A 26,938-nucleotide genomic window follows, 5' to 3' on the forward strand; every position below is an offset into this window, starting at 1 on the left:
TTGAGGCGGACTATACTAGAAGCATAGAAATCAATCAATTTTTGAGGAGGAATGGACTATGCCAAACGTGAAAGACATTACCAGAGAATCTTGGATTTTGTCAACTTTTCCAGAATGGGGCACTTGGCTCAATGAAGAAATTGAAGAAGAAGTAGTGCCAGAAGGCAATTTTGCCATGTGGTGGCTGGGCAACTGCGGTGTCTGGATTAAGACGCCGGGCGGTGCCAATGTCGTCATGGATCTGTGGTCTAACCGAGGAAAATCAACCAAGAAGGTTAAAGATATGGTCAGAGGCCATCAGATGGCCAATATGGCTGGTGTCCGCAAGCTGCAGCCCAATCTGCGCGTGCAGCCGATGGTTATCGATCCTTTTGCTATCAATGAACTAGATTATTATTTAGTTTCTCATTTCCATAGCGATCACATTGACATCAATACCGCAGCGGCTATTGTCAACAATCCTAACTTGGACCATGTTAAGTTTGTCGGACCTTATGAGTGTGGCGAAATTTGGAAAAAATGGGGTGTGCCTGAAGAACGCATCATTGTTATCAAGCCAGGTGAAAGCTTTGAGTTTAAGGACATCAAGGTGACAGCTGTTGAATCGTTTGACCGTACCTGTCTGGTGACTCTGCCAGTCGAAGGCGCTGAAGCTCAAGATGGCGAACTGGCTGGCCTGGCTGTGACTGATGAAGAAATGGCAAGAAAGGCAGTTAACTATGTTTTTGAAACGCCAGGCGGAACCATCTATCACGGTGCAGACTCTCACTTCTCTAACTACTTTGCTAAGCACGGTAAGGACTTCCAGATTGATGTAGCTATCAATAACTATGGTGACAATCCTGTCGGTATTCAGGACAAGATGACTTCTATCGACTTACTGCGTATGGCTGAAAACCTGCGGGCTAAGGTCATCATCCCAGTTCACTATGATATCTGGTCTAACTTCATGGCTTCAACCGATGAGATTTTAGCCTTGTGGAAAATGCGTAAAGAGCGTCTTCAATATCAGTTCCATCCATTCATCTGGGAAGTGGGCGGCAAGTATACCTATCCTCTGGACAAAGATAGAATTGAATACCACCATCCTCGTGGCTTTGATGACTGTTTCGAGCAAGAGTCCAATATTCAATTTAAAGCCCTCCTTTAATATTCATTGAAAATCTTTCAAAACTTGTCAGCTCTTCCTTGCTGTGGTTAAATTCAGTCCTTGGCTAGCTTTCTAGTTTGCCCTTAGATTTTCATTGATTATAAAATGTTTTTCTACTTGATGAAGCAAAAGTTCAAATGGATAAAGGCTTCAGAAAGTATCCGATGAGATTATCCCTATCTTGCGATATAGGGATAATTTTCTTATAATAGATATGAGACAATTTTTATCGTTTCTACGACCATTGTTTATCCTGTTCTGATGTCAGAACAGATTTTAGTAAAAATAAGGAGAATCCAATGTCACAATTATCAGTTAATGCCATTCGCTTTTTAGGGATTGACGCGATTGAAAAGTCTAAGTCAGGTCACCCTGGCGTAGTCATGGGTGCTGCACCGATGGCTTATGACTTGTTTACTAAACAACTTCGTATCAATCCAGAAGAGCCAAACTGGATTAACCGCGATCGCTTCGTCCTGTCTGCAGGACATGGCTCTATGCTACTTTATGCCTTGCTTCATCTGTCTGGCTTTAAAGATGTCAGCATGGAGGAAATCAAAAACTTCCGCCAATGGGGTTCTAAGACACCAGGTCACCCAGAGTTTGGGCACACAGCTGGTGTTGATGCCACTACTGGCCCACTGGGACAGGGTATTTCTACAGCTACTGGATTTGCTCAGGCAGAACGTTTCTTGGCTGCCAAGTATAATCGTGAAGGCTATCCAATTTTCGACCACTATACTTATGTCATCTGTGGTGATGGTGATTTGATGGAGGGGGTTTCAGCTGAAGCTGCTTCTTATGCTGGGCTGCAAAAGCTGGACAAGCTGGTTGTTCTCTATGATTCAAATGATATCAACCTAGATGGAGAGACTAAGGATTCCTTTACAGAAGATGTTCGTGCCCGCTATGAAGCCTACGGTTGGCATACTGCTTTGGTGGAAGACGGAACAGACCTTGCAGCGATTGATGCAGCTATTAATGAAGCTAAAGCTTCCGGCAAACCATCTTTGATTGAAGTCAAGACGGTTATCGGTTACGGTTCTCCAAACAAGCAAGGAACGAATGCAGTGCACGGTGCGCCTCTGGGAGCAGAAGAAGCTGAAGCTACTCGTAAAGCCTTGGGATGGGACTATGCGCCATTTGAGATTCCTGAGGAAGTCTATGCAGACTACCGTACAAATGTAGCGGAGCGCGGTGCAGCGGCATACGATGCATGGAAGCAGCTAGTAGAGGACTACAAGCAAGCCCATCCAGAATTAGCAGCAGAAGTAACAGCTATCATTGCTGGTCAAGATCCAGTAGAGATTAAGCCAGAAGATTTCCCAGTGCTTGAAAATGGCTTCTCTCAAGCGACCCGTAATTCTAGTCAGGATGCCCTCAATGCAGCAGCTAAGGTCCTTCCAACTTTCCTTGGCGGTTCTGCTGACTTGGCTCATTCCAATATGACCTACATCAAGGAAGACGGTCTTCAGGATGATGCCCACCGTCTCAACCGCAATATCCAATTTGGTGTGCGCGAGTTTGCTATGGGAACAATTCTCAACGGTATGGCGCTTCATGGTGGTCTTCGCGTTTATGGTGGTACCTTCTTCGTCTTCTCAGACTATGTCAAGGCAGCTGTCCGTTTGTCTGCCCTTCAAGGCTTGCCAGTGACTTATGTCTTCACGCATGACTCTATTGCAGTTGGTGAAGATGGACCAACTCACGAGCCGATTGAGCATTTGGCTGGTCTGCGTGCTATTCCAAACCTGACTGTTTTCCGCCCAGCAGATGCGCGTGAAACTCAGGCAGCTTGGTACCTGGCCCTTAAGAGCCAATCTACTCCGACTGCTCTGGTCTTGACTCGTCAGAATCTGACAGTCGAAGAAGGCACAGACTTTGACAAGGTAGCTAAAGGTGCTTATGTGGTTTACGAAACAGGAGCAGATTTCGATACCATCTTGCTGGCTTCTGGTTCTGAGGTTAATTTGGCTGTTGCAGCTGCTAAAGCACTTGCAGCAGAAGGCGCTAAAATCCGCGTGGTCAGCGTGCCATCAACAGAACTTTTTGATGCTCAAGATGCAGCCTACAAAGAAGAAATTCTGCCAAATGCAGTTCGTCGTCGCGTAGCGATCGAGATGGCAGCTAGCCAGCCTTGGTACAAGTATGTTGGTCTGGACGGTGCAGTTGTCGGAATCGACCAGTTTGGTGCATCTGCTCCAGCAGGTAAGGTGCTGGAAGAATACGGCTTTACAGTTGATCACGTAGCAGAAGTTGTTAAAAATCTTAAATAAAAAGACATAAAATCAGGGTGTTGCTCATCCTGATTTTTGCTTTTTAAAAAATGTGGTTAGGCCAGTCATGCTTCATCCGACTTGAGACGGACTTTGCCTGAAAAGTCAGAATCATCTTGTAAAAATAAGGGAAATCTGCTATAGTAGTTCATATATGACATTCGAAGGAGAAAAGATATGAATCCAATTATGCTTATTGTATTTGCGGTTGTACTGGTAGGGATGACCTATTTCCAAATGCGTACTCAAAAGAAACAGGCTCAGCAGCGTATGGAAAGCCTTAACAAGCTACAAAAGGGTTATGAAGTCATTACCATCGGCGGTTTGTATGGAACGGTAGATGAAGTGGACACAGACAAGAAAACAGTTGTTCTGGATGTGGACGGTGTTTACCTGACCTTTGAACTGACAGCTATTAAGACGGTACTGCCATTGACTGAGGGGATTCCTGCTGTTGCTGGTGGTGAAGGAAGCGTTGATGTTCCTGAGGAAGAATCAGCGATTGAAGAGTAAAGAAATAAACAGCTTGCGGGCTGTTTTTTTGCTGTGACTCATACGGTTAGGAGGTGTCTGGTTTCAAGCTTATTCGCCTCGCAGTTTGGACAGGCTGGTTGAGTTTGGATTTCTCTGGTTGACATTCTGTCTTTATTTTATGCTCTCAGGCTTGAAAAAGCGGATGAATTGCCCACATTCCAAGGATTTATGATATAATGAACTGACAAAACTTTAAATAGGATAAAAAGTATGTTTAGTTTTAAGAAAAAAGAAAAGCTGAACGCACCGCTGAATGTTCCAAAACACATTGCCGTTATTATGGACGGCAACGGTCGTTGGGCCAAAAAAAGGATGCAGCCGCGCGTATTCGGTCATAAGGCTGGCATGGAAACCCTGCAAAAGGTGACGATTGCTGCCAAGGAAATGGGTGTTCAGGTCTTGACTGTCTATGCCTTTTCAACGGAAAATTGGTCTCGGCCGGAAAAGGAAGTTTCTTTTATTATGAATCTGCCGGTTGAATTTTACGACCGCTATGTGCCAGAGCTGCACAAGAACAATGTTAAGATTCAGATGATTGGTGATACGGCTAAGCTTCCTAAGGCAACATTTGAAGCTTTAGAAAAGGCTGAAAGCCTGACCAAGCTCAATACAGGTTTGATTCTCAATTTTGCCCTGAACTACGGTGGCCGATGTGAGATCAATCAGGCTGTTAAACTGATTGCTCAGGATGTTCTGGATGCCAAACTCAGTCCCGGTGACATTACTGAGGAAGTCATTGGCAACTACCTCTATACCAGCAACTTGCCTAAGATGCTGCGCGATCCGGATCTGGTGATTCGGACCAGTGGAGAGCTACGTCTCAGCAATTTTCTGCCTTGGCAGTCAGCCTACAGTGAGCTGTATTTTACGGACATTCTCTGGCCTGACTTTGATGAGAAGGCTTTGAAGGCTGCAATTGCAGAATACAGCCGTCGGAATCGACGCTTTGGCGGTGTTTAAGGGAGAAAGTAAAAGAGTATGAGTAAAAATTTACAAAAACGTCTAATCTTTGGGGGAATCGCTCTTGCTATTTTTATTCCTCTGGTATTGACAGGAGGAGTCGTCTTTCAGATTTTTGTGGGGCTGCTGGCCATGTTGGCGGTGCATGAATTTCTCCAAATGAAAGGCCTGCCGACAGCGACAATCGAGGGTGTCTTAGCCATGCTGGCAGCCTTTGTCCTAACCCTGCCCCTGGAGAACTATCTGAAGTTTCTGCCTGTGGATGGCAATGTCGTGGCCTATGGCTTGGTCGTCTTTCTTCTGTTGATTTCGACTGTTCTAGGTTCCAACTACACCTTTGAAGATGCGGCCTATCCGATTGCAGCTAGTTTTTATGTCGGTCTTGGCTTCAATGCCTTGATTGATGCCCGCTTGATGAATATTGACAAGGTCCTGCTAGCTCTCTTTATCGTCTGGGCTACTGACAGCGGAGCTTATCTGATTGGGGTGCGTTTCGGTAAAAGAAAGCTGGCGCCGAGAGTTTCTCCTAATAAGACTATTGAAGGAAGCCTGGGCGGCATTCTATCAGCCGTTCTAGTGACTGGAATCTTTATGTTGGTTCGACCGCAAGTGTACGCACCTTACAATGCCCTTGTCTTTTTGATTCTGGCAGTGCTCTTTAGTATTGCCGGCCAGTTGGGTGATTTGGTCGAAAGCTCAGTCAAGCGTCATTTCGGGGTCAAGGATTCTGGGAAATTCATTCCTGGTCACGGTGGTGTCTTGGATCGCTTTGACAGCCTTCTCTTCGTCTTTCCGCTCATGCATTTCTTCGGCTTGTTCTAAGACAGTCGTGCATGGCTGAAAGCAAGGGATGGCAAGTTTGTCCAAAGACCGCACAATCTGAGAAGGAACTAGGATTTGGAGCTCAAAATTTTGAGTTGAGCTTCTACCCTATTTTCAAAAGTGTCAGCTATGCAGGGGCGGGAAGCTCGGTATTTGGCCGTTTTCTGCTCCTTCTTTGATTTAAAAGCAAAAACAAGATTTCTAGGAAAGGTAAAATATAGAAGTCCATGCAGTTTATAACCTTTATTATTATTTTTGGGATCATTGTGGTGGTCCATGAGTTCGGACACTTCTACTTTGCGAAGAAGTCCGGCATTTTGGTCAGAGAGTTCGCCATCGGTATGGGGCCCAAGATTTTTTCCCATATTGGTAAGGACGGGACGGCCTACACGATTCGGATTTTACCCTTGGGGGGCTATGTGCGTATGGCCGGCTGGGGGGAAGACTCCACTGACATTAAGGTGGGGACACCGGCTAGTCTGACCTTGGATGCAGAGGGCAAGGTGGTTCGCATCAATCTCTCTGGCAAAAAGGTTGACCAGACAGCTCTGCCCATGAATGTGACCGGCTTTGACTTTGAGGAAAAGTTGGAAATCACTGGTCTTGTCCTTGATGAGCTCAAGACTTATGCAGTAGATCATGATGCAACGATTGTTGAAGAAGACGGCACTGAGGTGCGGATTGCACCGCTGGATGTTCAGTATCAGAATGCTAGTATCTGGGGTCGTCTCATTACCAACTTTGCTGGGCCTATGAATAACTTCATCCTGAGCGTGCTGGTATTTATGCTGCTGGCCTTTGTTCAAGGCGGCGTTCGCGATGAAAACAGCAATCATTTCCAAGTTATGGATGGCAGTGCTATAGCAGCTGCTGGGGTTCAAAATAACGACCAAATCCTTAAGATTAATGACTATAAGATTAGCAACTGGGCGGATCTAACCAGTGCTCTGGCGAAAATCACAGGCAAGAGCAAGGAAGCGCCGACCTTGTCTGTTACCTACAAACACGGCAGCGAAACGAAAGAGATTACCATACAGCCTAAAAAAGACGGCAATCGTTATCTGCTAGGGGTATCCCCAACGGTCAAGACAGGCTTCTGGGACAAGGTCATTGGCGGATTTACTGCAGCTTGGTCTACCACGGTTCGTATTTTGTCAGCTCTGAAAGATATCATCTTCAACTTCAATATCAATAAGCTGGGCGGTCCGGTCGCTATTTACAATTTCAGCAGTCAGGCTGCAGAGCAAGGCTTGCCAGCAGTACTCAGTCTTTTGGCTATGCTGTCGCTCAATATCGGTATTTTCAACCTGATTCCCATTCCGGCTTTGGACGGTGGAAAAATCGTCCTCAATATTCTGGAAGCTATTCGCAGAAAACCGCTGAAAAGAGAAACAGAGACCTATATCACTCTGTCAGGAGTTGCGATTATGGTTATTCTGATGATTGCCGTTACCTGGAACGATATTATGAAATTATTCTTCTAAGAGCCTAAGGTTCTTGGAGCCATGAAAAAGAAATTATTCAATTAAAGTCAAGGAGTTTTGTTTTTATGAAACAAAGTAAAATGTTAATTCCAACCCTGCGTGAGATGCCTAGCGATGCTCAAGTTATCAGTCACGCTCTGATGCTGCGAGCTGGCTATGTCCGTCAGGTCTCAGCTGGGGTCTATTCTTATCTGCCGCTGGCTAATCGCGTGATTGAAAAAGCAAAAAAAATCATGCGGGAAGAGTTTGACAAGATTGGTGCAGTGGAGATGCTGGCGCCTGCCCTGCTCAGTGCAGACCTCTGGCGCGAGTCTGGCCGCTATGAGACCTATGGTGAAGACCTCTATAAACTGAAAAATCGTGAGAAATCTGACTTTATCCTAGGGCCAACCCATGAGGAAACCTTTACAGCTATCGTCCGTGATTCGGTTAAATCCTATAAACAGCTGCCACTCAATCTCTATCAGATTCAGCCTAAATACCGCGATGAAAAGCGTCCTCGTAACGGGCTCTTACGGACGCGTGAGTTTATCATGAAAGATGCATACAGTTTCCACGCTAACTATGACAGCTTGGATGTAGCTTATGATGAATACAAGTCTGCCTATGAGAAAATCTTTACCCGCAGCGAGCTGGATTTCAAAGCCATTATCGGCGATGGTGGTGCCATGGGGGGCAAGGACAGCCAAGAATTCATGGCTATTACGCCGGACCGGACGGATTTGAACCGCTGGGTGGTCTTGGACAAGTCTGTAGCCAGCTTTGATGAAATTCCTGAGGATGTTCAGGAGGCTATTCGGACAGAATTGACCAGCTGGATGGTATCTGGTGAGGATACCATTGCCTACTCCAGTGAGTCCAGCTATGCTGCCAACCTTGAAATGGCGACGGATGAATACAAACCAGCAGGACGTGTCGTGACTGAGGAAGAAGTAGCCCGTGTTTCAACGCCTGACTGCAAGACCATTGACGAAGTTGCTGCCTTCCTTGGGTTAGATGAAAGCCAGACAATCAAGACCTTGGTTTACATGGCTGACGAGTCTCCTGTCGTAGCACTTCTGGTCGGCAATGACCAGCTTAATGAAGTCAAGCTGAAAAATTATTTGGCAGCGGATTTCTTTGATGTGGCGAGTGAAGTTCAAGTCCGTCAGCTCTTGGGAGCAGGTTTTGGCTCACTAGGGCCAGTTAATCTGCCAGAAGGCGTGAGAATTATCGCTGACCGCAAGGTGCAAGACTTAGCTAACGCTGTGGTTGGTGCTAACGAAGATGGTTACCACTTGACCGGTGTCAACCCAGGCCGTGACTTTACCGCTGAGTATGTGGATATCCGTGAAGTTCGTGAAGGTGAAATTTCACCGGACGGCCAAGGTGTCCTCAAGTTTGCTCGCGGGATTGAGATCGGGCACATCTTTAAGCTGGGAACTCGCTACTCTGACAGCATGAACGCTAATGTTTTGGACGAAAATGGTCGAGCAGTACCAATGATTATGGGTTGCTACGGTATCGGCGTCAGCCGTCTCCTGTCCGCTGTTATGGAGCAGCATGTCCGTCTCTTTGTCAATAAAACTCCTAAGGGTGAATTCCGCTATGCTTGGGGCATCAACTTCCCGAAAGAGCTGGCACCATTTGATGTGCACTTGATTCCGGTCAATGTCAAGGACGAGGAAGCCGTGGCTCTAACTGATCAAATCGAGGCTAACTTGCTAAGTGCAGGATATGAAGTCTTGGTGGATGATCGTAATGAGCGAGCTGGTGTCAAGTTCAGCGACAGCGATTTGATTGGTCTCCCAATCCGTGTGACAGTTGGTAAGAAAGCTGCAGAAGGTATTGTCGAAGTCAAGATTAAGGCTACAGGCGATACCATCGAAGTCCACGCCGATAATCTGCTAGAAACCTTGTCGATTTTGACAAAATAAAACAAACTGCCAGTTTTATCTGGCAGTTTTCTTTTGCTTATTGGAGGTGAAAATGCTATAGTAGGAAAAAATAGATTGGAGGACCGATTGATGGGATTATTCGGCGGTTTATTAGGCAATGCCTCTCAGAAAGATATTGAAAAAACAGAAAGACAATTGGAGGATATTCTGACAACAACAGAGAATGTGGAACTGGCTTTTAGTCTCATTCGCGACTTGATTGTCTTTACAGATAAGCGATTAATCTTGGTCGACAAGCAGGGAATGACTGGCAAAAAGACTTCTTATAAGTCCTTTCCTTATCGCTCTATCAGTCGCTTCTCAGTGGAAACAGCCGGTCATTTCGACTTAGATGCCGAGCTGAAAATTTGGGTTTCCAGCGCTCAAGAGCCAGCAGAAGTCCTGCAATTTACCAGCGATCGCAGCGTCATCGCTATCCAAAAAGCCTTAGCGGAAGCAGTGCTAAGATAGCATATTGCCCCTTTGGGATTTAAAATAAACAGAAAAGCCTTCTGAGCATTAACTATAAAGTTAAATCACTCAGAAAGCTTTTTTATTCTTCTTTAAGTCCTTGCCCCTTCAAATAATCAAAGACAACTTCTGGTTTATCTTGAAGTTTCCTGAAGAAAGTCTGACTACTTTCAGAGTCACTTGCTGATTGAATCAACTGTTCTTGATCTATTTTGCTGAGATCAAAGTCAAAAATGGCTATAGCGTTTTTCTTGTCTTCAGAAATTTTAAGATGAATTTTAAGTCCTTTTAGCTTTTCTTGATTTTCAATCATGGGACTTTTCTTAAGATCTTCTCTATAGGATTTCGTTAATTCTTCAACACTCATTTTTTGATTTTCTTCAGGGATGGCCTGGCTGGAAATGAGCTGGAAAGATAGGATCTTGTCTTTAGTATAGAAAAGTTTGACTGAATTAGTATAATACTCATCAATTTTATTAGAAAAAGTTTTTGTCTTCGTCTTTTCTTCTTTAGTCTTGCTTTGACTCTGATTTTGTTTGGGCTTGTTTTCTTGCTTATTCTGATTAGGCATACTGCAGGCAGTCAGGGTCAGCAGACAAGCGCTGGCTAAGAGAATTTTCTTCACAATTAAGACTCCTTTTGATAAATGTTTTTTCTATTATATCATAACTTAGCTCCAGGAAAAATATCTTGATAATCGTGTTGGGACTCGCGTTTTGTCCTATTCTTTTTCTGTCGAAAAAAGTGCTGATTTATGGTAAAATAGGGTCACTACTGTACGAGGAAATATCATGTCAAACAAGTTTGAAATTTTAATGCATCAGCTGGATATGCCACTGGAAATGAGAAATTCAGAGGCCTTTTTGAATGCAGAAATTGAGAAGGTTCTGGTCCACAAGGTCAGTCGGGTCTGGGAGTTTCATTTTTCTTTTGCGAATATTCTGCCCATTGAGATTTTTCGGGAATTGCAGAAGCGCTTAGCTCAAGAGTTTTCTAAGACGGGCAATCAGGCCATTTTTGAAATTCACTGTCAGGCTCCTCAGGTATCGGATGAACTCTTGCAGGCTTATTACCAGCTGGCCTTTGAGGAAGGGCCTTGTGCCAGTCATGGCTTCAAGAGTCTTTATCAGGATTTGCAGGTTCATTTGGATGGGGACAAGCTGCTGATTGAGGGGGCTTCGACCATTGATACGGAGCATTTTCGCAAGAATCACCTGCCCAATCTCAGCCAGCAGCTAGTCAAGTACGGCTTTCCTCAGCTGACCTGTAAGGTCCAGCACAGCGATGAGTTGACCCAGCAGCAAGCGGAGAATTTCCAGGCGGAGAATGACAAGATTGTCCAAGCAGCCAATGAAGAAGCGCTCAAAGCCATGGAATCCCTGCAGCAGATGGCGCCACCGCCAGAGGAAAAGCCAGCCTATGACTTCCAAGCTCGCAAGGCTGCGGCTAAACCAAAGCTGGACAAGGCAGAGATTACCCCTATGATTGAAGTTCAGACTGAGGAAAACCGTCTGGTCTTTGAGGGAATGGTCTTTGATCTGGAGCAGAAGGTCACTCGGACCGGCCGGGTCTTGCTCAATTTCAAGATGACAGACTATACTTCCAGCTTCTCCTTGCAGAAATGGATGAAAAACGAAGAAGAAGCCAAGAAGTTTGACATGATTAAGAAAGGTGCCTGGCTGCGCGTGCGGGGAAATGTGGAGATGAACAATTTCACCCGCGATCTGACCATGAATGTGCAGGATGTGCAAGCTGTCACCCACTATGAGCGCAAGGATTTGATGCCTGAGGGCCAGAAACGGGTTGAATTTCATGCTCATACCAATATGTCTACGATGGACGCCCTGCCTGAGGTCGAGGAAATCGTGGCAACGGCCGCAAAGTGGGGCCACAAGGCTGTCGCCATTACCGACCATGGCAATGTGCAGAGCTTTCCCCATGGCTACAAGGCTGCCAAGAAAGCTGGTATCCAGCTGATTTACGGTATGGAGGCCAATATTGTAGAAGACCGGGTACCCATCGTCTACAATGAAGTGGACATGGAACTGAGCGATGCGACCTATGTAGTCTTTGACGTGGAAACGACTGGGCTTTCGGCGGTCTACAATGACTTGATTCAGGTCGCTGCCAGCAAGATGCATAAGGGTAATATCATCGCTGAGTTTGATGAGTTTATCAATCCTGGCCATCCTCTGTCGGCCTTTACGACGGATCTGACCGGGATTACAGATGAGCATGTCCGCAATGCTAAACCGCTAGAGCAGGTGCTGAAAGAATTTCAAGAATTTTGCAAGGACAGCATCCTCGTGGCCCATAATGCTACCTTTGACGTAGGCTTTATGAATGTCAATTATGAGCGTCATGGCCTGCCGAAAATCACTCAGCCAGTCATTGACACACTGGAATTTGCCCGCAACCTCTATCCAGAGTACAAGCGTCATGGTCTGGGGCCTTTGACCAAGCGTTTCCAGATTGCTCTGGAGCATCATCACATGGCCAACTATGACGCGGAAGCGACTGGCCGCCTCCTCTTTATCTTTATCAAGGATGTGGCTGAAAAGCATGGTGTGACCAATCTCAAGGATTTGAATACGGATCTGGTCGATGAGAATTCCTACAAGAAGGCTCGGGTCAAACATGCGACCATCTATGTGAAAAATCAGACTGGTCTGAAGAATATTTTCAAGTTAGTCAGTTTGTCCAATACCAAGTATTTTGAAGGTGTTCCGCGGATTCCACGGACTGTTCTGGATGCCCATCGTGAAGGACTGATTCTGGGATCAGCCTGTTCAGAAGGCGAAGTCTATGATGCTGTTGTCTCTCAGGGGGTGGATGCGGCTGTCGAAGTAGCCAAGTATTATGACTTTATCGAGGTTATGCCGCCGGCTATCTATGAGCCACTGATTGCCAAGGAACAAATCAAGGACCAGGAAGAACTGCAGACCATTATTCGCAATCTGATTGAGGTCGGAGATCGCTTGGGTAAGCCTGTCCTTGCGACGGGGAACGTCCACTATATCGAGCCGGAAGAAGAAATCTATCGTGAGATTATCGTACGGAGTCTCGGTCAAGGAGCTATGATTAACCGAACCATTGGTCACGGTGAAAATGCCCAACCGGCTCCGCTTCCTAAGGCTCACTTCCGGACCACCAATGAGATGCTGGACGAATTTGCCTTTCTAGGCGAGGACTTAGCTAAGAAGTTGGTCATCACCAATCCGAATCAGCTGGCGGAGACCTTTGATCCGGTAGAAGTGGTCAAGGGCGACCTCTATACGCCTTTCATTGACAAGGCTGAGGAGACAGTTGCCGAGCTGACTTATCAAAAGGCCTTTGAGATTTATGGCAATCCGCTGCCAGATATCGTGGACTTACGAATTGAAAAAGAGCTGACCTCCATCTTGGGGAATGGTTTTGCCGTGATTTATCTGGCTTCGCAGATGCTGGTGCAACGCTCCAATGAGCGGGGCTATCTGGTAGGCTCGCGGGGGTCTGTTGGATCTAGCTTTGTCGCGACCATGATTGGGATTACCGAGGTTAATCCCTTGTCACCCCACTATGTCTGTGGCAAATGCCAATACAGCGAGTTCATCACGGACGGCTCCTATGGTTCTGGTTTTGATATGCCGGATAAGGACTGTCCAGAGTGTGGTCACAAGCTGAGCAAGAACGGTCAGGATATTCCATTTGAGACCTTCCTTGGATTTGACGGGGACAAGGTACCCGATATTGACTTGAACTTCTCTGGAGAGGATCAGCCAAGCGCCCATTTGGACGTGCGGGATATTTTTGGTTCAGAATACGCCTTTCGGGCTGGGACCGTTGGTACCGTTGCGGCTAAGACGGCCTATGGATTTGTCAAAGGCTATGAGCGCGACTATGGGAAGTTCTACCGGGACGCCGAAGTTGAGCGTCTGGCGCAGGGAGCTGCCGGAGTCAAGCGGACAACTGGACAACACCCGGGCGGAATCGTTGTTATCCCTAACTACATGGATGTTTATGACTTTACACCGGTCCAATATCCAGCTGATGATGTGACGGCCGAGTGGCAGACCACCCACTTCAACTTCCATGATATCGATGAAAATGTCCTCAAACTAGACGTCCTGGGACACGATGATCCGACCATGATTCGGAAGCTTCAGGACTTATCTGGCATTGATCCTAATGACATTCCTATGGATGATGCTGGCGTTATGGCCCTCTTTTCTGGGACAGATATTCTGGGTGTGACTCAGGAGCAAATCGGTACGCCGACTGGTATGCTGGGGATTCCAGAGTTTGGGACTAACTTTGTACGGGGTATGGTTGACGAGACCCATCCGACGACCTTTGCCGAGCTCTTACAGCTATCTGGTCTCTCTCATGGTACGGACGTTTGGCTGGGCAATGCTCAGGACTTGATTAAGCAAGGGATTGCCGACCTGTCCACCGTTATCGGCTGTCGGGACGACATCATGGTTTACCTCATGCACAAGGGCTTGGATCCTAAGATGGCCTTTACGATCATGGAGCGCGTACGGAAGGGTCTTTGGCTGAAGATTTCTGAAGAAGAGCGCAATGGCTATATTGCAGCCATGAAGGAAAACAATGTGCCAGAGTGGTACATCGAGTCCTGTGGAAAGATCAAGTACATGTTCCCCAAGGCCCATGCGGCAGCCTACGTTATGATGGCCCTGCGGGTGGCCTACTTCAAGGTGCATCATCCGATTTATTACTACTGTGCTTATTTCTCCATCCGGGCTAAGGCCTTTGATATCAAGACCATGAGTGGCGGACTTGATGCCGTCAAGCGCCGGATGAACGAAATTGCTGAGAAGCGTAAGAACAACGAAGCCTCCAATGTAGAAATTGACCTTTATACGACTCTGGAAATCGTTAATGAAATGCTGGAGCGGGGCTTCAAATTCGGAAAGCTAGACCTCTACAAGAGCCATGCAACTGAGTTTCTCATCGAAGAGGATACCCTTATCCCACCATTCTCTGCCATGGACGGTCTGGGTGACAACGTTGCCCGCCAAGTAGTCAGAGCGCGCGAAGAAGGCGAATTTCTCTCTAAGACAGAACTCCGCAAACGCGGCGGCCTCTCTAGCACCCTAGTCGAAAAAATGGACGACATGGGTATCTTGGGCAATATGCCTGAGGATAACCAGTTGAGTCTGTTTGATGAGTTTTTCTAAAATAATTCAAAAAAAGTTAAAAGATGGACAAAATTTGTCCATCTTTTTTGCTATCTTTATTTTAGTAAATAGTAGATGGGGGAAGAGATGTTTTTTTATCAAATAGAATTTAGCAAAATGAATAAAAATATTAAAGAAGCAGATGAGGATTTTATCAAAGATAATCAATGGTTTTATTGTTTCAAAAGCCAGACATGTCTTTACGTTGTCGGAGTAACAGAACATACCAAAGAGGATTTGTTTGATAAGCTAAAAACTTTGGGGATTAATGAAGAAGAACACACTGATTTTAAAGTTAAATCTATCAGTAAAAGAGAATATTTCAAGGAGGTGGGGAACAAGTATTCAGTTCAAATAGGTCAGCTTTTTCTTTATTCAGATGAAAGAGAGCTTTCAAATTCTGATGGCTTTGCTATTACTGATTTAGAATGCGATAACTTAAATATTGTAGGTTTAAATGAATTTAAAGAGTATGTTTTAAAACTAAAAATGTTTTTAAATAATCAAAAGGAAAGAAGGCAGAAAAAAGAAAAGGTCCTTGTTGAAAATCAGTTTTTAATTTTCAAAGGTTCTTTAGGAACTGGTAAAAAATTTGCTATCAAATATTTGATGAGGTTATTAAATGTCAAGTCTAAGACTATTTTGAAAGATGGGTTTTCAGTTAATTTTGAGTCAGAACAGCGTTTAGTGATAATAAAGGACTATTTAACTATGCATCCTAGAAAAAAAGAGGAATTAAAAAATAATATTTTAGAAACAAGGGGAGGAAGAATATATATTTTTTTGGCAGAATCAGATAGCATAGCTTATGAAATATCTAGAGAATTTCTTCCTCTATTTCATGCCGTTTATGAATTAAATTTTCCTCCCTACTCATATAACGAACTTGTTAATATTATAAAATTTCGCTTAGGGGATTATGGTTTTCATTTAGAAGAGGATCTAATAAAACTGCTTTCAAATCACAATTGTCTTACAAATAGTTACGATAGTTGTTATTTTGCTCAAAAGATTATTGAATATAATTTAATAGAAAGTAATTTGAGTAATGGAAAACAAACTGTTTCCTTGCCGTCGGAGCTGTTTTGTATGAAAGGTTGCAACAATCCATTAGGCACAAATTCTGATACTTTGAAGGAGCTAGACCGTTTGGTTGGTTTATCTACTGTTAAAAGTCTGATTCATAGAATTCTAGATTACTTCTCTATATCGCAAAGAAGATTTGAAATAAATTCTTCGCCCGTTCGGCCTTCTATGCACTTTATGTTTTCTGGAGCATCTGGTACTGGAAAAACAATTGTTGCTAGATTGTTGGCAAAAATTTTTTATGAACATGGAATTATTAAATCAAACGTTTTGATTGAAGTAGGTCGCTCAGATTTAATTGGTGAATATGTTGGCCAAACAGCTCCAAAGGTTAAAAGATTATTTGATAATGCCAAAGGCGGTATTTTATTTATTGATGAGGCCTATAGTCTAATTCCACAAGGAGAGCGTGATTTTGCTAATGAAGCTATTCCTACAATTATTCAAGAAATGGAAAATAATAGAAATGATGTTATTGTGATTTTCGCTGGTTATACAGAAATGATGGAGGAGTTTTTAAACACCAATCCAGGTTTAGCTTCTAGAATTAGTAGAAACATTTATTTTAATAATTATAACAAGTATGAACTGTATGACATTCTGACTCTAATGGCTAATCAACAAGGTTATCTAATAGATAAAAAATGCAAAGCTATCCTCTTGACCCATTTTGAAAAGTGCCTTTGCTCAGAAAGTTTTGGTAATGCTCGTTATGTCAGAAAACTCTTTGAGCTTGTTTTATATATTCAAGCGGAGCGACTGATGAAAAAAGAGAGAGTATCAGCTCTAAATGGTGAAGACATAAGCTATTTGTCTTGCAGAGATTTTGAAAAAGCAATACTCGATTTAGAGAAAAAAGAAAACAACTCAAAAATAATAGGATTTAGGGCAGGCATATAGAATATTCATGTTATAATATAGGGAAAGAGGAGGTTTTATGAACGATCAAGAACGTATTTTATCCATTTTGTTACGTTTGCAAGCAGGAGCTCGTCTATCAAAAAATCAATTAAGTGATGAATTCGGAGTTAGCGCCAAAACGATTCAGAGAGATTTCGCTTTATTAGGTGATTTTATAATGACTCAGCCCATGATAGCAGCTGAGTTGGCATACGATTCAAAACATCATACAAGATATTTAAAAGGAAAATCACTCTTTAATAAAAAAGATATTTTAATAATTTCTAAGATTTTATTAGAAAATAGAGCCTTAAATAAAGTAGAAAATGAGGACTTGTTAAAAAGCTTGTTGGGGCTTGTTTCAAAAGAGGAACAAAAAGAGATAGAAATGATTATCAACAGCGAAAGATTGAACTATGCTCCGATTACAGATGAGCAAAATCGTATTCAAAAGATTTGGGAATGGTCAGAGATGATTCGCAAGGAGAAGGTGCTAGAAATTGTCTACAAGAGTCCATATCAAGATAAAAAAGAACATCTAATTTATCCAGTTTCTCTGTATTATGATATTCATTATTTTTATATTGTTGCTTACAATCTTAAGAATGAGCATTACATGACCTTGCGTTTGGACAGAATCCAGACTTGGAAGTCCTCAAAGGAATCTAAACCTCGCATTTCTTATGGCAAAAAATTCAGGGATGGTGATATTCGTAATCAGCGGGTAGACGCTTTTTTAGGAAGAAAGATCACAATTGAATTGGAATTCCGTTATGATCCAACTATTGTTTTAGACCAATTTCCTAATGCACAGGGCTTATCAGCTGACGAAGGATGGACACGTTTTAAGTTTGAGAGCCAATATACACCTGGTCTTAAGCGTTGGCTGCTCAGTCAAGGAGAAGCCGTTAAAATTTTGTCGCCACAGTCTTTAGTTGGTGATATTCGGAAGACGATGAAAGAAATTTTAGGCTACTATCAATAAATATTTTTCATATTTGAACTTGAGTGGACATAAAATGTCCACCGAAAGGTGTAGAATTTATATATTAAGAAATAAAGGAGACAAAAATGATTGAATGGATTGTAGTTGATAGGTTTGGTAATCAAATCGCAGGACCATTTTTTGATAAAATAGCAGCAGAAAACGTTGCAAAAGCAATTCCTAATGCTACTATTATTCCAAAGCATTAATGGACCAAAGATTCTATGCTGATAAGATTTTTAGGAGATAATGATGAATGCCAATGAAAAAGAAATAGGGTTTGAAAGTAAAAAAGTATCAGAAATATTGAAATGGGATAGTCTAACAATACCAAGTTATCAAAGACCTTATAAATGGAACAGAAAGCATATCCGTAATCTTTTTTATGATTTACGAGATGCTATGGAGAAAAAGGAATATCAAGTTGGCTCTGTTATTTTGCATGAGAATGACGGGCACTTAGATATTGAAAGACACTTAGATATTGTAGATGGCCAGCAACGATTGGTTTCCATTTCGTTATTTCTTTATGCTTTAAATAGATATGATGAATTTAAAGGAGCAAAAAACTTACTTGAAGCTGGCTTTGGAGAACTATCTTGCTATAATGCTTACGAAAATCTTAATGAATGGAAGAATTTAATCCAACTTGTAGGCGAGAAAGAAGCTGAACAGGTGTGTAGTTTTCTACTTGAAAATTGTTCTGTCTCGGTGATTACTATGCCACAGGAACGATTATCAGAGGCTTTTCAATTGTTTGATTCACAAAATAATCGTGGAAAATCTCTAGAACCTCACGATTTACTCAAAGCTTATCATCTTCGTAAGCAAGATTCAGAAGATGAAAAGATTGTTGAAAAGTGGGAACAGTTTGTGGAAGACAAAGATTTAAGCCTCAAAGAGTTATTTGATAAACATCTTTTTCGTATGAGACGTTGGTCTCGGGGAGAGACAGGACTAACAAATAAGCGTTATGGTTCTTATCTGCGCTTTACAGAGGATTTTATCGATGATTTTAAAGGCGTTGATTTAAATCAGAACTTTCCATACCTAGAATTGTATCGTCATGTTGAAGAGTTCCCTATGTCAATTACTATGCCTATTATTGATGGAAGTAAATTTTTTGAGTATATTGAATCGACCCATGAAACTATTATAGCTCATAAAAAATTTTTAAATGAAAAGTTAGGATTTTCTGATGAAGCTGAAAGGGAAGAAAAAAATTCAACTTACCCAGAAGGTATGTTGAAAATTTACAATAGCTCAAAGGGACGCTATCTCAAGTGCCAAAATATATTTGAAAATATTTGTTTGCTTTTTGCAGAGAGATTTGGAAAAGAAGAGCTATCAAAGGAAATAGTAGAGACCTTATTTATTTGGTCTTATTACCTCCGTGTTAAATCTCGAGCGATATATGATGCAACTGTTGGAAACTATGCTGCTGGTGGAAGGTTCAGACAAAAAGAGGTTCAAAAACTATTCCAACTTTTAGCCCATGCTGTAACTCCAAATGATTTCATGGTCAAGATAGATCGAGAATTATTTGAAAATTATACAGTGGAGCAGATTATAGAGGAGGAAAAAGAGAAATGGTAGAAACACATATAAGCTTATCAGTTAATCGTTTGTTAAATGAAGATAGCTATGCTATTCCTCTTTATCAGAGAAATTTCGCCTGGACTTATGATGAAATAGAGCAATTATTGAACGATGTAGCAGATGCTTTTCAAGAAAAAAGAGAAAACTACTATATTGGAACATTAGTCGTTAATGAAGAGAATGGTATTTTCAAAATCATAGATGGGCAACAGCGGACAACAGCCCTTAATTTGATTGCCTTAGCTTTGAAACATGAGTTTGGTTTTAATCGATTGAATGCTGTCAATCTTACTTTCCCAGCTAGGAAGAAGTCAAATGAGAATATTCAAAAGTTATTCACCAAGCAAAAAATTTCTGAGAATGATGAAAATGAGCTGACTAGAGGTTACAGACATGCTTATGACGCATTGAAAAAAGTACTAGAGGAGCGGCAATTTGAATCTCAATCTTTCTTTAATTATCTTTTTGATAAAGTCATTATTTTTCGCAGTCTTCTTCCTAATGATTTAGATTTGAATCTCTATTTCGAACGTTTCAACTCTCGAGGAGAACAACTAGAGGCCCATGAAATTCTTAAGGCGCAAATGATGGATAAGTTTGGTGAAGATCAAGAAATGGCGCAAAAATTCGCAAGAATTTGGGATGCCTGTGCAGAATTTGATAAGCCGGTATTAAAAGCTTTTCAAATTCGAAGTAGACCAAATAATCCTGATGAAGAGGGGGAGAAAATTTTTGGGAAAGAATATGCTAATTTCAAATTGCAAGAAGTATTTGATAAGATAGGAGTTGAAAAGTTAGAGACAAAAAGTTTACTAGAGGCTATTTCTGAGGACAAATCTGAGAGGGGGAGAGCAGTAAGTAAAGAGTCAGATATTTCAAACTATACAACTGTAATTGATTTTCCAACGTTTTTGCTTCAAGTGTTTTTCATCATGGAAGGAAGTAATGAAACTACATTTGATGATAAAAAATTATTGAAAATTTTTGAAATTGAACGACGAGATAGAGAATGGGTCCAACAATTTGGGCAACTACTTCTGACTATGAAGCATATATTTGATACGCTTATCGTAAAAAATGTCCAATTAGAAAATGAAACCGAATGGCAAATCAAACGAGGTCAGTATGAGACATATCAACGAAATGAAAATGGAGGATGGAAATATGTTCGAATTAATTTTCAAAAAAATACTTTTGACAATTTAAACAAAAACATTATTCTCCTCCAATCCATGTTTGCTGTGACCTTCACTGCCAATCGTGATAGTCGTTGGTTATATGAAATCTTACAATTTCTCTTCAAGCATATTGAAGAGCTAAATAATCAAGAATTTGGTGCTCGGTTTAAGGATTTTCTTGAAAAAATGGTAGTGAGATATGCAGAAGAAAGATTGTTTACTGAGGATGGAAGTATAAAGAAATACGGGGATATTCCTGTTTATACATTTAACTTTGTAGATTATGTTTTATGGAAAAATCGAGAAGAATTGAAGAAAGATTACGATGTTAAGTTTGAGGAATTCAAATTTGCTTATCGTCGTTCCATAGAGCATTGGTTTCCTCAGAATCCAAATGGCCAGGATGGAGAGTGCCAATTACCTGCTGAGTTTTTACATTCCTTTGGCAATCTTTGTATCATAACTGATAGTCAGAATTCTAGGTTTGGGAACTCTTATCCAGAAGCTAAATTGGAACAATGGGAAAGAGAAGGTATATTCCATCGTCAAAGCCTAAAATTACAGATGATGGCAGAAATAACAAAACAAAAGGATTCTGACTGGGGAGCGGATCAGATAAAAGAACTGGAAAACGAGATTTTACCTATGGTTAACGAATTTATAGGAAGTAAAAAGTAAGTTATAAGATTTATCGTAAATAGAGAATTTGAGAAGCCATTGTATATCTAACAGATTTACAACGGCTTTCTTTTTTGTTAAAATAGTCTATGGAAAGAAGGTGAGAGTATGTCAAAGACTAGTATGAGTATCCGCTTGGATAGTGAGGTCAAGGAGCAGGCTCAGCAGGTTTTCAATAGCTTGGGAATGGATATGACAACGGCTATCAATATTTTTCTTCGTCAAGCTATTCAGTACCAAGGGCTGCCCTTTGATGTCAGACTGGATGAGAGTCGGAAGCTAGTGGAAGTATTGGCGGATTTAGATCAAAATCGGAATATGAGTCAGTCTTTTGTGAGTGTTTCAGACTTGATGGAGGATTTGCGTGCTTAAGATTCGTTATCATAAACAGTTTAAAAAAGATTTTAAGTTGGCTATGAAGCGTGGACTTAAGGCAAATTTGTTAGAAGAAGTCTTGGATTTTCTGATTCAGGAAAAAGAACTTCCTGCCAAATATCGAGATCATCAACTGACTGCATCCAAGCATTTTAAAGGAGTGCGTGAATGCCATATCCAGCCGGATTGGCTCTTGGTTTATAAAGTGGATAAGGAAGAATTGATTTTAAACTTGCTTAGGACAGGCAGTCATAGTGATTTGTTTTAATCTATTAAAAGATAATTGAGGATTCTGAAGACACCAGCACGATTAGAAATTTATACCTTAGAATTAAGTTTTAGAAAGGACTTGCTCATGAAACTTACCATTTCCGCACAGGATAAGCCTGCGCAAAAGGTGTTTGATTACCAGCTGGATCTTGATCCAGATACAATTTTGAAAATGACCGCTTTGATTTGCGGCACAGTGGCAGCGGTTAGCCTGCTGTCCCTGTTTAAAGAGAAATAAAAAGAGAAAAGGAGAAGCAGCATGGTTCTGCCAAATTTTAAAGAAAACTTAGAAAAATACGCTAAACTATTGGTTGCCAATGGTATCAATGTGCAGCCGGGTCACACGGTAGCGCTCAATATTGATGTGGAGCAGCGTGAACTGGCTCACTTGATTGTCAAGGAAGCCTATGCTCTGGGAGCTCACGAGGTCATCGTCCAGTGGGCGGATGATTTGACTACGCGGGAGAAATTCCTCCATGCGCCAATGGACCGCTTGGACAATGTGCCAGACTATAAGGTGGCTGAGATGAACTATCTCCTTGAAAAGAAAGCCAGCCGCTTGGGCGTTCGTTCATCTGATCCGGGGGCTTTGAACGGCGTGGATGCTGAGAAATTATCAGCTTCTGCTAAGGCTTTGGGTCTGGCTATGAAGCCGATGCGGATTGCAACCCAATCCAATAAAGTCAGCTGGACAGTTGCAGCGGCAGCTGGTACAGAGTGGGCTAAGAAGGTCTTTCCGAATGCAGCCAGCGATGAGGAAGCAGTAGATCTTCTCTGGGATCAGATTTTCAAAACCTGCCGTGTCTATGAGGATGATCCAGTAGCCGCTTGGAAGGCCCATGAAGAAAAACTCAGCTCAAAAGCTAAGGTTCTAAATGAGGAGCAATTCACTGCTCTGCACTACACAGCGCCGGGAACTGACTTGACATTGGGCTTGCCCAAGAACCACCACTGGGAGTCGGCTGGCAGTCTCAACGCTCAAGGCGAGTATTTCATTGCCAACATGCCGACAGAAGAGGTCTTTACAGCACCGGACTTCCGCCGAGCTGAAGGTTATGTGACCAGCACCAAGCCACTCAGCTACAATGGCAACATCATCGAAGGCATCAAGGTGACCTTCAAGGATGGCCAGATTGTGGACATTACTGCTGAAAAGGGAGACCAGGTTATGAAGGATCTTGTCTTTGAAAATGCTGGTGCGCGTGCTTTAGGTGAGTGTGCCTTGGTACCAGATCCAAGTCCGATTTCTCAGTCAGGCATTACTTTCTTCAATACACTTTTTGATGAAAATGCTTCTAATCACTTGGCAATCGGTGCGGCCTATGCGACCAGTGTGGTCGGCGGAGAGAATTTATCCGAAGAAGAGCTGGAAGCAGTGGGTCTCAACCGCTCGGATGTCCATGTGGACTTTATGATTGGCTCTAACCAGATGGATATTGATGGTATCCGCGAAGATGGCAGCCGTGTAGCAATCTTCCGCAATGGAGACTGGGCAATCTAAGATTTCGAGCTGCCTTAAATGGCGCATTCCATAATGATAGCTTCCACTTGCTTCTTGAGAAGCCTTGCTAGAAATATAGAAAGAAGGGGCATATATGATTGGTAGTATGTTTGTCGGTTTTATCATCGGCCTTATCGCCGGGGCTATTACCAGCCGTGGGGAGCGCATGGGCTGTATCGGAAAAATCCTTTTGGGCTGGTTTGGTTCCTTGATTGGTCAATTTCTCTTTGGCCATTGGGGACCAATGCTGGCTGATACAGCTATTGTTCCATCAGTGTTAGGAGCAGTTATTCTCTTGGCTATTTTCTGGAGACGGGATAGTTAGAATAGAAAAAGAGAAAAAACAACAGCTATACGAAATTATTAGCTGTTGTTTTCTTTGGTCAGTTTACAAACTGTACTTTCTATTATGAATAAACAATGATAAAGTAGAACTCTAAAGTTTATAATATTTTATTTGATTTTGAGCGGTTACATTTCCAACATAATGTTTGCAAATTATCTCGTGTAGATAATCCGCCTTTAGAAATTGGAATATATGATCAATTTCTAATAGTAAAAGACTTTGCTCTTTGGTTGATGCACCGCAAATTTGGCATGTATAATTATCGCGCTCTTTAATATAGTTGCGTAATCTATTTGTCATTAATGATCGTTGGGCTTGAATACTTTTATTATATTGAATTTGTTCTAAAAGATATTGACAGACTGCTTCAACAGTTTCGTTGTTAAAGGTTATTGTTGTTCTTTGAGAACTGTTCCCAGAGTTACTTACATATTCAAAAACATATCTAGTATATTCAATATTAATATCAGGAACATTGACTTCTAAATGTTGTATTAAATCTTGTTCGTAATATTTAATGATATATTTTGGGACTTGAACATTATTTTTAATATTTTCAAGCCTATTTTTCAAATTCCCAAGAGTATTTTCTATCCGCGAAATATTTTCGCTAATTTCTTCAAGTTGTTTTAAGCTTTCTTCGCTTGCTTCTATATCGAAATATTTGCATAGGTATTTAATAGGTTCTTCTGAAGAACGTTTAACAATATATAAAGAAGCTGGATAGACTTTATCATTATTATAAGTTCGGATATTTCTATCTCTTCGATAGTTATATCTACTTGTATTTTCAAATGATGCTAAATGAATATGTTCTCCTATAACCTTCTTTGCTTTAAAACAATTATTGTTTGGTATTGACTTAGCATACTCTGCAATGTCGTTAAACTCTTTAATTGTAGATGTAATATTATTTTTTTGTTCTAGAAAATCTGGACTATTAAAATAAAGATTTTTCATCAAATTTCTAATTTTGATGTAAATAATGCAAAAAATAAACGTACCAATTACTGTTATAATTAAACCTAAAAATTGGTTCCATAAAAAAGGTAGCAAAGAAGGTAATAAGGCTAGACATACCAACAAAATAGTGATATCAAAAACCTTTTTTATGAGAATTCCTCCTCCTAAAATTTTTTAAAATAATCTCTTCATTTTTATAAACAATAATAAAACTAGTTTTAAATTATAACATCAGTATTTTTGATAATGATATGCAAGTTATTTACTCAATCACCAACATACCGTCTTTGACTGCAAATGGGTCTTTTTCGTTGATGCGGTCGTAGAACATGATGCCGTTGATATGGTCGATTTCATGCTGAACAACAATGGCGTTATAGCCCTTGAGCTTGATACGATGCTTTTGACCGTCCTTGTCGAAGTAATCCACGGTCACTCGTGCATGACGAACCACGTAGCCCGGTACTTCTCGATCGACTGACAGGCAGCCTTCACCATCAGCTAAGGCTGCATCCTGAACGGAATGGGCTACAATTTTAGGATTGTACATCAGTGTTTGCAGGCTATAAGCTTCCTTAGTCGGATTCCCCTCTTCGTCCTCAGGATTTGGGACCAAAACAGCAATTAAGCGTTTGGAAATGTCCAGCTGGGGAGCAGCAAGGCCAACACCACCGCGCAAGCCCATTTTTTCAGCCATGACTGGATCCTGGGAATGCTTGAGAAATTGCATCATCTTCTCGCCCAGAATGATTTCCTGGTCTGATAGAGGGAAGCTGACTTCCTCAGCGATAGCGCGCAGGGTCGGATTGCCCTCGCGGATAATGTCCTTCATATCAATTAAATGGGCTGGTTTGGTTAATCGTTCAATAACAGATGTTTTTTCACTTACAGGCATGATTCTCTCCTTTTTCTATCCTTCATCATAACATAAAACAAGCCAGAAATAAAGGCGGGAGCGGTTTTGACTGGCTGGCGGTGCTTGATTTTGAATAGAGCGACAGCAACCCATAATATTCCTGGCAAAGAAATTGCGTCTTGGCCCAAAAAACTGTATGATAGAGATAGTGTGAATTTTAAAGGAAAATAGAATGAAAAAATTGATGGAAAAGGTGAGTATCCTCTCGCTTTCTTTGATTCTGACGACGGCTTTTTCGATTTCCAGCGCCCAGTCGGCCATGTTTGCTTTTTATAAAGGGATTCCAGAAAGTTGGGTAGAACTTCTGGTTTCTTTGCCTTCGGCTGGGATTATGCTGATGTTGCTGTTTAATAGGGTCATTGAAAAATACCTGACAGAGCGTCAGATGATTGTGAGCGGGCTTCTGATTTTTTCACTTTGCGGGCTACTTCCTCTACTTAATCAGTCTTACTGGCTTATGTTTGCCTCTCGGCTTGTCTTTGGGATGGGAATTGGTCTGCTCAATGCCAAGGCTATCTCGATTGTTAGTGAGCGCTACAAGGGACAGGAACGCGTTCGGCTTTTAGGACTGAGGGGATCAGCAGAAGTAGTCGGGACAGCCCTCTTGACTTTTGGTGTCAGCAGACTTCTTCCTCTTGGTTGGCAGGCTGCCTTTCTCGTCTATACCTTCGGTCTTGTGGTTTTGGCTCTTTATCTGCTTTTTGTCCCTTATGACAAGGTCTCTGAAAAGCATCTAGAACAGTCTGAATTGACTCCTAAGCTAAGCAGTCAGGATTGGCAGCTGAGTCTAGCTTTTGCCTTTGTGGCGGGGGTTATTGTACTGACTTATATTGCTATCAATGTGAGAGTTCCGGGGATTGTGGAGAAGTCTGGTATGGGGACAGCTCAGACAGCAGGTGTGATTCTTTCCTTGATGCAGTTGATTGGGATTGCAGCGGGTATCAGCTTTGCTAGTTTGACCCGTCTTTTTAGAGATAAACTGCTGACGCTTTCTGGTCTGGTTTTTGGACTGACTCAGATTATCATAGGCTTCTCACCTAATCTCTTATCACTCAGCATGGCTACTATTAGCGCCGGCTTTGTCTATAGTGTCGGTCTGACGACCATTTTTTACACCCTGTCCGAGCGCATTTCCGCCCACCTACTCAATCAAGCCACTTCTATCGTGATTTTAGGCTGCAGTATCGGAGCAACGGCCACTACATTTGTCCTCAGTTTCATTGGGAGATTCTCCAACGCTCCAGCCTTTATCTTCAGCGTTTTGGGTCTAGCTATGATTCTGACCTCGCTCTTTGTGCTAGGATTTAGCAAAGAAAAGAGCGGAATGGCTTCAGAAAGTTAGGAGGTT

Annotated in this window: 23 protein-coding genes; 20 read left to right on the forward strand and 3 right to left on the reverse strand. The window is 42.1% G+C overall.

Annotated features, from left to right (window positions below; translation table 11 throughout):
* Nucleotides 1-58 precede the first annotated feature (58 nt).
* The 8 genes from ulaG (at nt 59) to O3620_RS08645 (ending at nt 9,613) form a co-directional block, all read left to right on the forward strand.
* A complete protein-coding gene (gene ulaG, locus O3620_RS08610; RefSeq protein WP_002902226.1) occupies nt 59-1,150 on the forward strand; it encodes an L-ascorbate 6-phosphate lactonase in 1,092 nt (363 codons plus the stop codon).
* 299 nt (nt 1,151-1,449) lie between these two features.
* Complete coding sequence (gene tkt / locus O3620_RS08615) at nt 1,450-3,426, forward strand: transketolase (RefSeq protein ID WP_002920278.1); 1,977 nt, start codon at nt 1,450-1,452, stop codon at nt 3,424-3,426.
* Nucleotides 3,427-3,603: 177 nt separating this feature from the next.
* Entirely contained in the window at nt 3,604-3,939 is a 336-nt protein-coding gene (yajC, locus tag O3620_RS08620) for a preprotein translocase subunit YajC (RefSeq protein ID WP_002920276.1), read from the forward strand.
* Between the two features lie 231 nt (nt 3,940-4,170).
* Nucleotides 4,171-4,920 carry an isoprenyl transferase gene (locus O3620_RS08625; protein WP_002899059.1) on the forward strand — a complete coding sequence of 250 codons (750 nt, stop codon included), beginning with the start codon at nt 4,171-4,173 and terminating at the stop codon, nt 4,918-4,920.
* A gap of 18 nt (nt 4,921-4,938) precedes the next feature.
* Entirely contained in the window at nt 4,939-5,742 is an 804-nt protein-coding gene (locus tag O3620_RS08630; protein ID WP_002920274.1) for a phosphatidate cytidylyltransferase, read from the forward strand.
* Nucleotides 5,743-5,969: 227 nt separating this feature from the next.
* Nucleotides 5,970-7,226, forward strand: coding sequence for an RIP metalloprotease RseP (gene rseP, locus O3620_RS08635; RefSeq protein WP_002920271.1), 1,257 nt, complete (start codon nt 5,970-5,972; stop codon nt 7,224-7,226).
* Between the two features lie 65 nt (nt 7,227-7,291).
* Nucleotides 7,292-9,142 (forward strand): proline--tRNA ligase, encoded by a 1,851-nt coding sequence (locus tag O3620_RS08640; protein ID WP_371601644.1) that lies wholly within the window; start codon nt 7,292-7,294, stop codon nt 9,140-9,142.
* A 90-nt stretch (nt 9,143-9,232) separates the two neighbouring features.
* On the forward strand, nt 9,233-9,613 hold the full coding sequence (locus O3620_RS08645) for a PH domain-containing protein (RefSeq protein ID WP_032916189.1): 381 nt from the start codon (nt 9,233-9,235) through the stop codon (nt 9,611-9,613).
* A gap of 82 nt (nt 9,614-9,695) precedes the next feature.
* On the opposite strand, the gene O3620_RS08650 is transcribed toward O3620_RS08645, so the two are convergent.
* Complete coding sequence (locus O3620_RS08650) at nt 9,696-10,238, reverse strand: DUF1307 domain-containing protein (protein WP_371601645.1); 543 nt, start codon at nt 10,236-10,238, stop codon at nt 9,696-9,698.
* Nucleotides 10,239-10,404: 166 nt separating this feature from the next.
* Here O3620_RS08650 and O3620_RS08655 point away from each other — a divergent pair, with 166 nt between their 5' ends.
* The 11 genes from O3620_RS08655 (at nt 10,405) to O3620_RS08705 (ending at nt 23,690) form a co-directional block, all read left to right on the forward strand.
* Complete coding sequence (locus O3620_RS08655; protein ID WP_371601646.1) at nt 10,405-14,793, forward strand: PolC-type DNA polymerase III; 4,389 nt, start codon at nt 10,405-10,407, stop codon at nt 14,791-14,793.
* 87 nt (nt 14,794-14,880) lie between these two features.
* Entirely contained in the window at nt 14,881-16,779 is a 1,899-nt protein-coding gene (locus O3620_RS08660) for an AAA family ATPase (protein ID WP_371601647.1), read from the forward strand.
* Between the two features lie 37 nt (nt 16,780-16,816).
* Nucleotides 16,817-17,764 carry a YafY family protein gene (locus O3620_RS08665; protein ID WP_048773942.1) on the forward strand — a complete coding sequence of 316 codons (948 nt, stop codon included), beginning with the start codon at nt 16,817-16,819 and terminating at the stop codon, nt 17,762-17,764.
* Nucleotides 17,765-17,850: 86 nt separating this feature from the next.
* Nucleotides 17,851-17,973, forward strand: coding sequence for a hypothetical protein (locus O3620_RS08670; RefSeq protein ID WP_002893824.1), 123 nt, complete (start codon nt 17,851-17,853; stop codon nt 17,971-17,973).
* Between the two features lie 40 nt (nt 17,974-18,013).
* Nucleotides 18,014-19,360: a DUF262 domain-containing protein gene (locus O3620_RS08675; RefSeq protein WP_002926086.1), complete on the forward strand. Its 1,347-nt coding sequence runs from the start codon at nt 18,014-18,016 to the stop codon at nt 19,358-19,360.
* Nucleotides 19,354-21,219: a DUF262 domain-containing protein gene (locus O3620_RS08680; protein ID WP_371601648.1), complete on the forward strand. Its 1,866-nt coding sequence runs from the start codon at nt 19,354-19,356 to the stop codon at nt 21,217-21,219. The genes O3620_RS08675 and O3620_RS08680 overlap by 7 nt, the downstream gene beginning before the upstream one ends.
* Nucleotides 21,220-21,327: 108 nt before the next feature.
* Nucleotides 21,328-21,591, forward strand: a complete 264-nt coding sequence (locus tag O3620_RS08685) for a type II toxin-antitoxin system RelB/DinJ family antitoxin (RefSeq protein WP_023916988.1) — start codon at nt 21,328-21,330, stop codon at nt 21,589-21,591.
* On the forward strand, nt 21,584-21,862 hold the full coding sequence (locus O3620_RS08690; RefSeq protein ID WP_371601649.1) for a type II toxin-antitoxin system YafQ family toxin: 279 nt from the start codon (nt 21,584-21,586) through the stop codon (nt 21,860-21,862). The genes O3620_RS08685 and O3620_RS08690 overlap by 8 nt, the downstream gene beginning before the upstream one ends.
* An 87-nt stretch (nt 21,863-21,949) precedes the next feature.
* Nucleotides 21,950-22,102 carry a hypothetical protein gene (locus O3620_RS08695; protein WP_000778898.1) on the forward strand — a complete coding sequence of 51 codons (153 nt, stop codon included), beginning with the start codon at nt 21,950-21,952 and terminating at the stop codon, nt 22,100-22,102.
* A 21-nt stretch (nt 22,103-22,123) separates the two neighbouring features.
* Complete coding sequence (locus O3620_RS08700; RefSeq protein WP_371601650.1) at nt 22,124-23,365, forward strand: aminopeptidase; 1,242 nt, start codon at nt 22,124-22,126, stop codon at nt 23,363-23,365.
* A gap of 94 nt (nt 23,366-23,459) precedes the next feature.
* Complete coding sequence (locus O3620_RS08705) at nt 23,460-23,690, forward strand: GlsB/YeaQ/YmgE family stress response membrane protein (protein WP_002893807.1); 231 nt, start codon at nt 23,460-23,462, stop codon at nt 23,688-23,690.
* Between the two features lie 118 nt (nt 23,691-23,808).
* On the opposite strand, the gene O3620_RS08710 is transcribed toward O3620_RS08705, so the two are convergent.
* Together O3620_RS08710 and def are read right to left on the reverse strand one after the other, a co-directional pair.
* Complete coding sequence (locus O3620_RS08710; protein WP_230514083.1) at nt 23,809-23,862, reverse strand: hypothetical protein; 54 nt, start codon at nt 23,860-23,862, stop codon at nt 23,809-23,811.
* Between the two features lie 1,074 nt (nt 23,863-24,936).
* Entirely contained in the window at nt 24,937-25,569 is a 633-nt protein-coding gene (def, locus tag O3620_RS08715; protein WP_002920256.1) for a peptide deformylase, read from the reverse strand.
* Nucleotides 25,570-25,762: 193 nt separating this feature from the next.
* On the opposite strand from def, the gene O3620_RS08720 reads away from it, so the two are divergent.
* Nucleotides 25,763-26,932 (forward strand): MFS transporter, encoded by a 1,170-nt coding sequence (locus O3620_RS08720; RefSeq protein WP_002920254.1) that lies wholly within the window; start codon nt 25,763-25,765, stop codon nt 26,930-26,932.
* Nucleotides 26,933-26,938: the final 6 nt, after the last annotated feature.

The sequence above is a fragment of the Streptococcus sp. 27098_8_134 genome (genome assembly GCF_041431675.1).
Lineage (GTDB): Bacteria > Bacillota > Bacilli > Lactobacillales > Streptococcaceae > Streptococcus > Streptococcus sanguinis_R.

Excerpts from the sequence above, each read along its gene's own strand:
- O3620_RS08700 (WP_371601650.1), top strand. The coding sequence starts at position 22,124 with ATGGTTCTGCCAAATTTTAAAGAAAACTTAGAAAAATACGCTAAACTA.
- O3620_RS08660 (WP_371601647.1), top strand. The coding sequence starts at position 14,881 with ATGTTTTTTTATCAAATAGAATTTAGCAAAATGAATAAAAATATTAAA.
- O3620_RS08675 (WP_002926086.1), top strand. The coding sequence starts at position 18,014 with ATGATGAATGCCAATGAAAAAGAAATAGGGTTTGAAAGTAAAAAAGTA.
- O3620_RS08625 (WP_002899059.1), top strand. The coding sequence starts at position 4,171 with ATGTTTAGTTTTAAGAAAAAAGAAAAGCTGAACGCACCGCTGAATGTT.
- tkt (WP_002920278.1), top strand. The coding sequence starts at position 1,450 with ATGTCACAATTATCAGTTAATGCCATTCGCTTTTTAGGGATTGACGCG.
- rseP (WP_002920271.1), top strand. The coding sequence starts at position 5,970 with ATGCAGTTTATAACCTTTATTATTATTTTTGGGATCATTGTGGTGGTC.
- O3620_RS08665 (WP_048773942.1), top strand. The coding sequence starts at position 16,817 with ATGAACGATCAAGAACGTATTTTATCCATTTTGTTACGTTTGCAAGCA.
- O3620_RS08705 (WP_002893807.1), top strand. The coding sequence starts at position 23,460 with ATGATTGGTAGTATGTTTGTCGGTTTTATCATCGGCCTTATCGCCGGG.
- O3620_RS08655 (WP_371601646.1), top strand. The coding sequence starts at position 10,405 with ATGTCAAACAAGTTTGAAATTTTAATGCATCAGCTGGATATGCCACTG.
- O3620_RS08630 (WP_002920274.1), top strand. The coding sequence starts at position 4,939 with ATGAGTAAAAATTTACAAAAACGTCTAATCTTTGGGGGAATCGCTCTT.
- O3620_RS08685 (WP_023916988.1), top strand. The coding sequence starts at position 21,328 with ATGTCAAAGACTAGTATGAGTATCCGCTTGGATAGTGAGGTCAAGGAG.
- O3620_RS08645 (WP_032916189.1), top strand. The coding sequence starts at position 9,233 with ATGGGATTATTCGGCGGTTTATTAGGCAATGCCTCTCAGAAAGATATT.
- yajC (WP_002920276.1), top strand. The coding sequence starts at position 3,604 with ATGAATCCAATTATGCTTATTGTATTTGCGGTTGTACTGGTAGGGATG.
- O3620_RS08640 (WP_371601644.1), top strand. The coding sequence starts at position 7,292 with ATGAAACAAAGTAAAATGTTAATTCCAACCCTGCGTGAGATGCCTAGC.
- O3620_RS08670 (WP_002893824.1), top strand. The coding sequence starts at position 17,851 with ATGATTGAATGGATTGTAGTTGATAGGTTTGGTAATCAAATCGCAGGA.
- def (WP_002920256.1), bottom strand. The coding sequence starts at position 25,569 with ATGCCTGTAAGTGAAAAAACATCTGTTATTGAACGATTAACCAAACCA.
- O3620_RS08695 (WP_000778898.1), top strand. The coding sequence starts at position 21,950 with ATGAAACTTACCATTTCCGCACAGGATAAGCCTGCGCAAAAGGTGTTT.
- ulaG (WP_002902226.1), top strand. The coding sequence starts at position 59 with ATGCCAAACGTGAAAGACATTACCAGAGAATCTTGGATTTTGTCAACT.
- O3620_RS08720 (WP_002920254.1), top strand. The coding sequence starts at position 25,763 with ATGAAAAAATTGATGGAAAAGGTGAGTATCCTCTCGCTTTCTTTGATT.
- O3620_RS08680 (WP_371601648.1), top strand. The coding sequence starts at position 19,354 with ATGGTAGAAACACATATAAGCTTATCAGTTAATCGTTTGTTAAATGAA.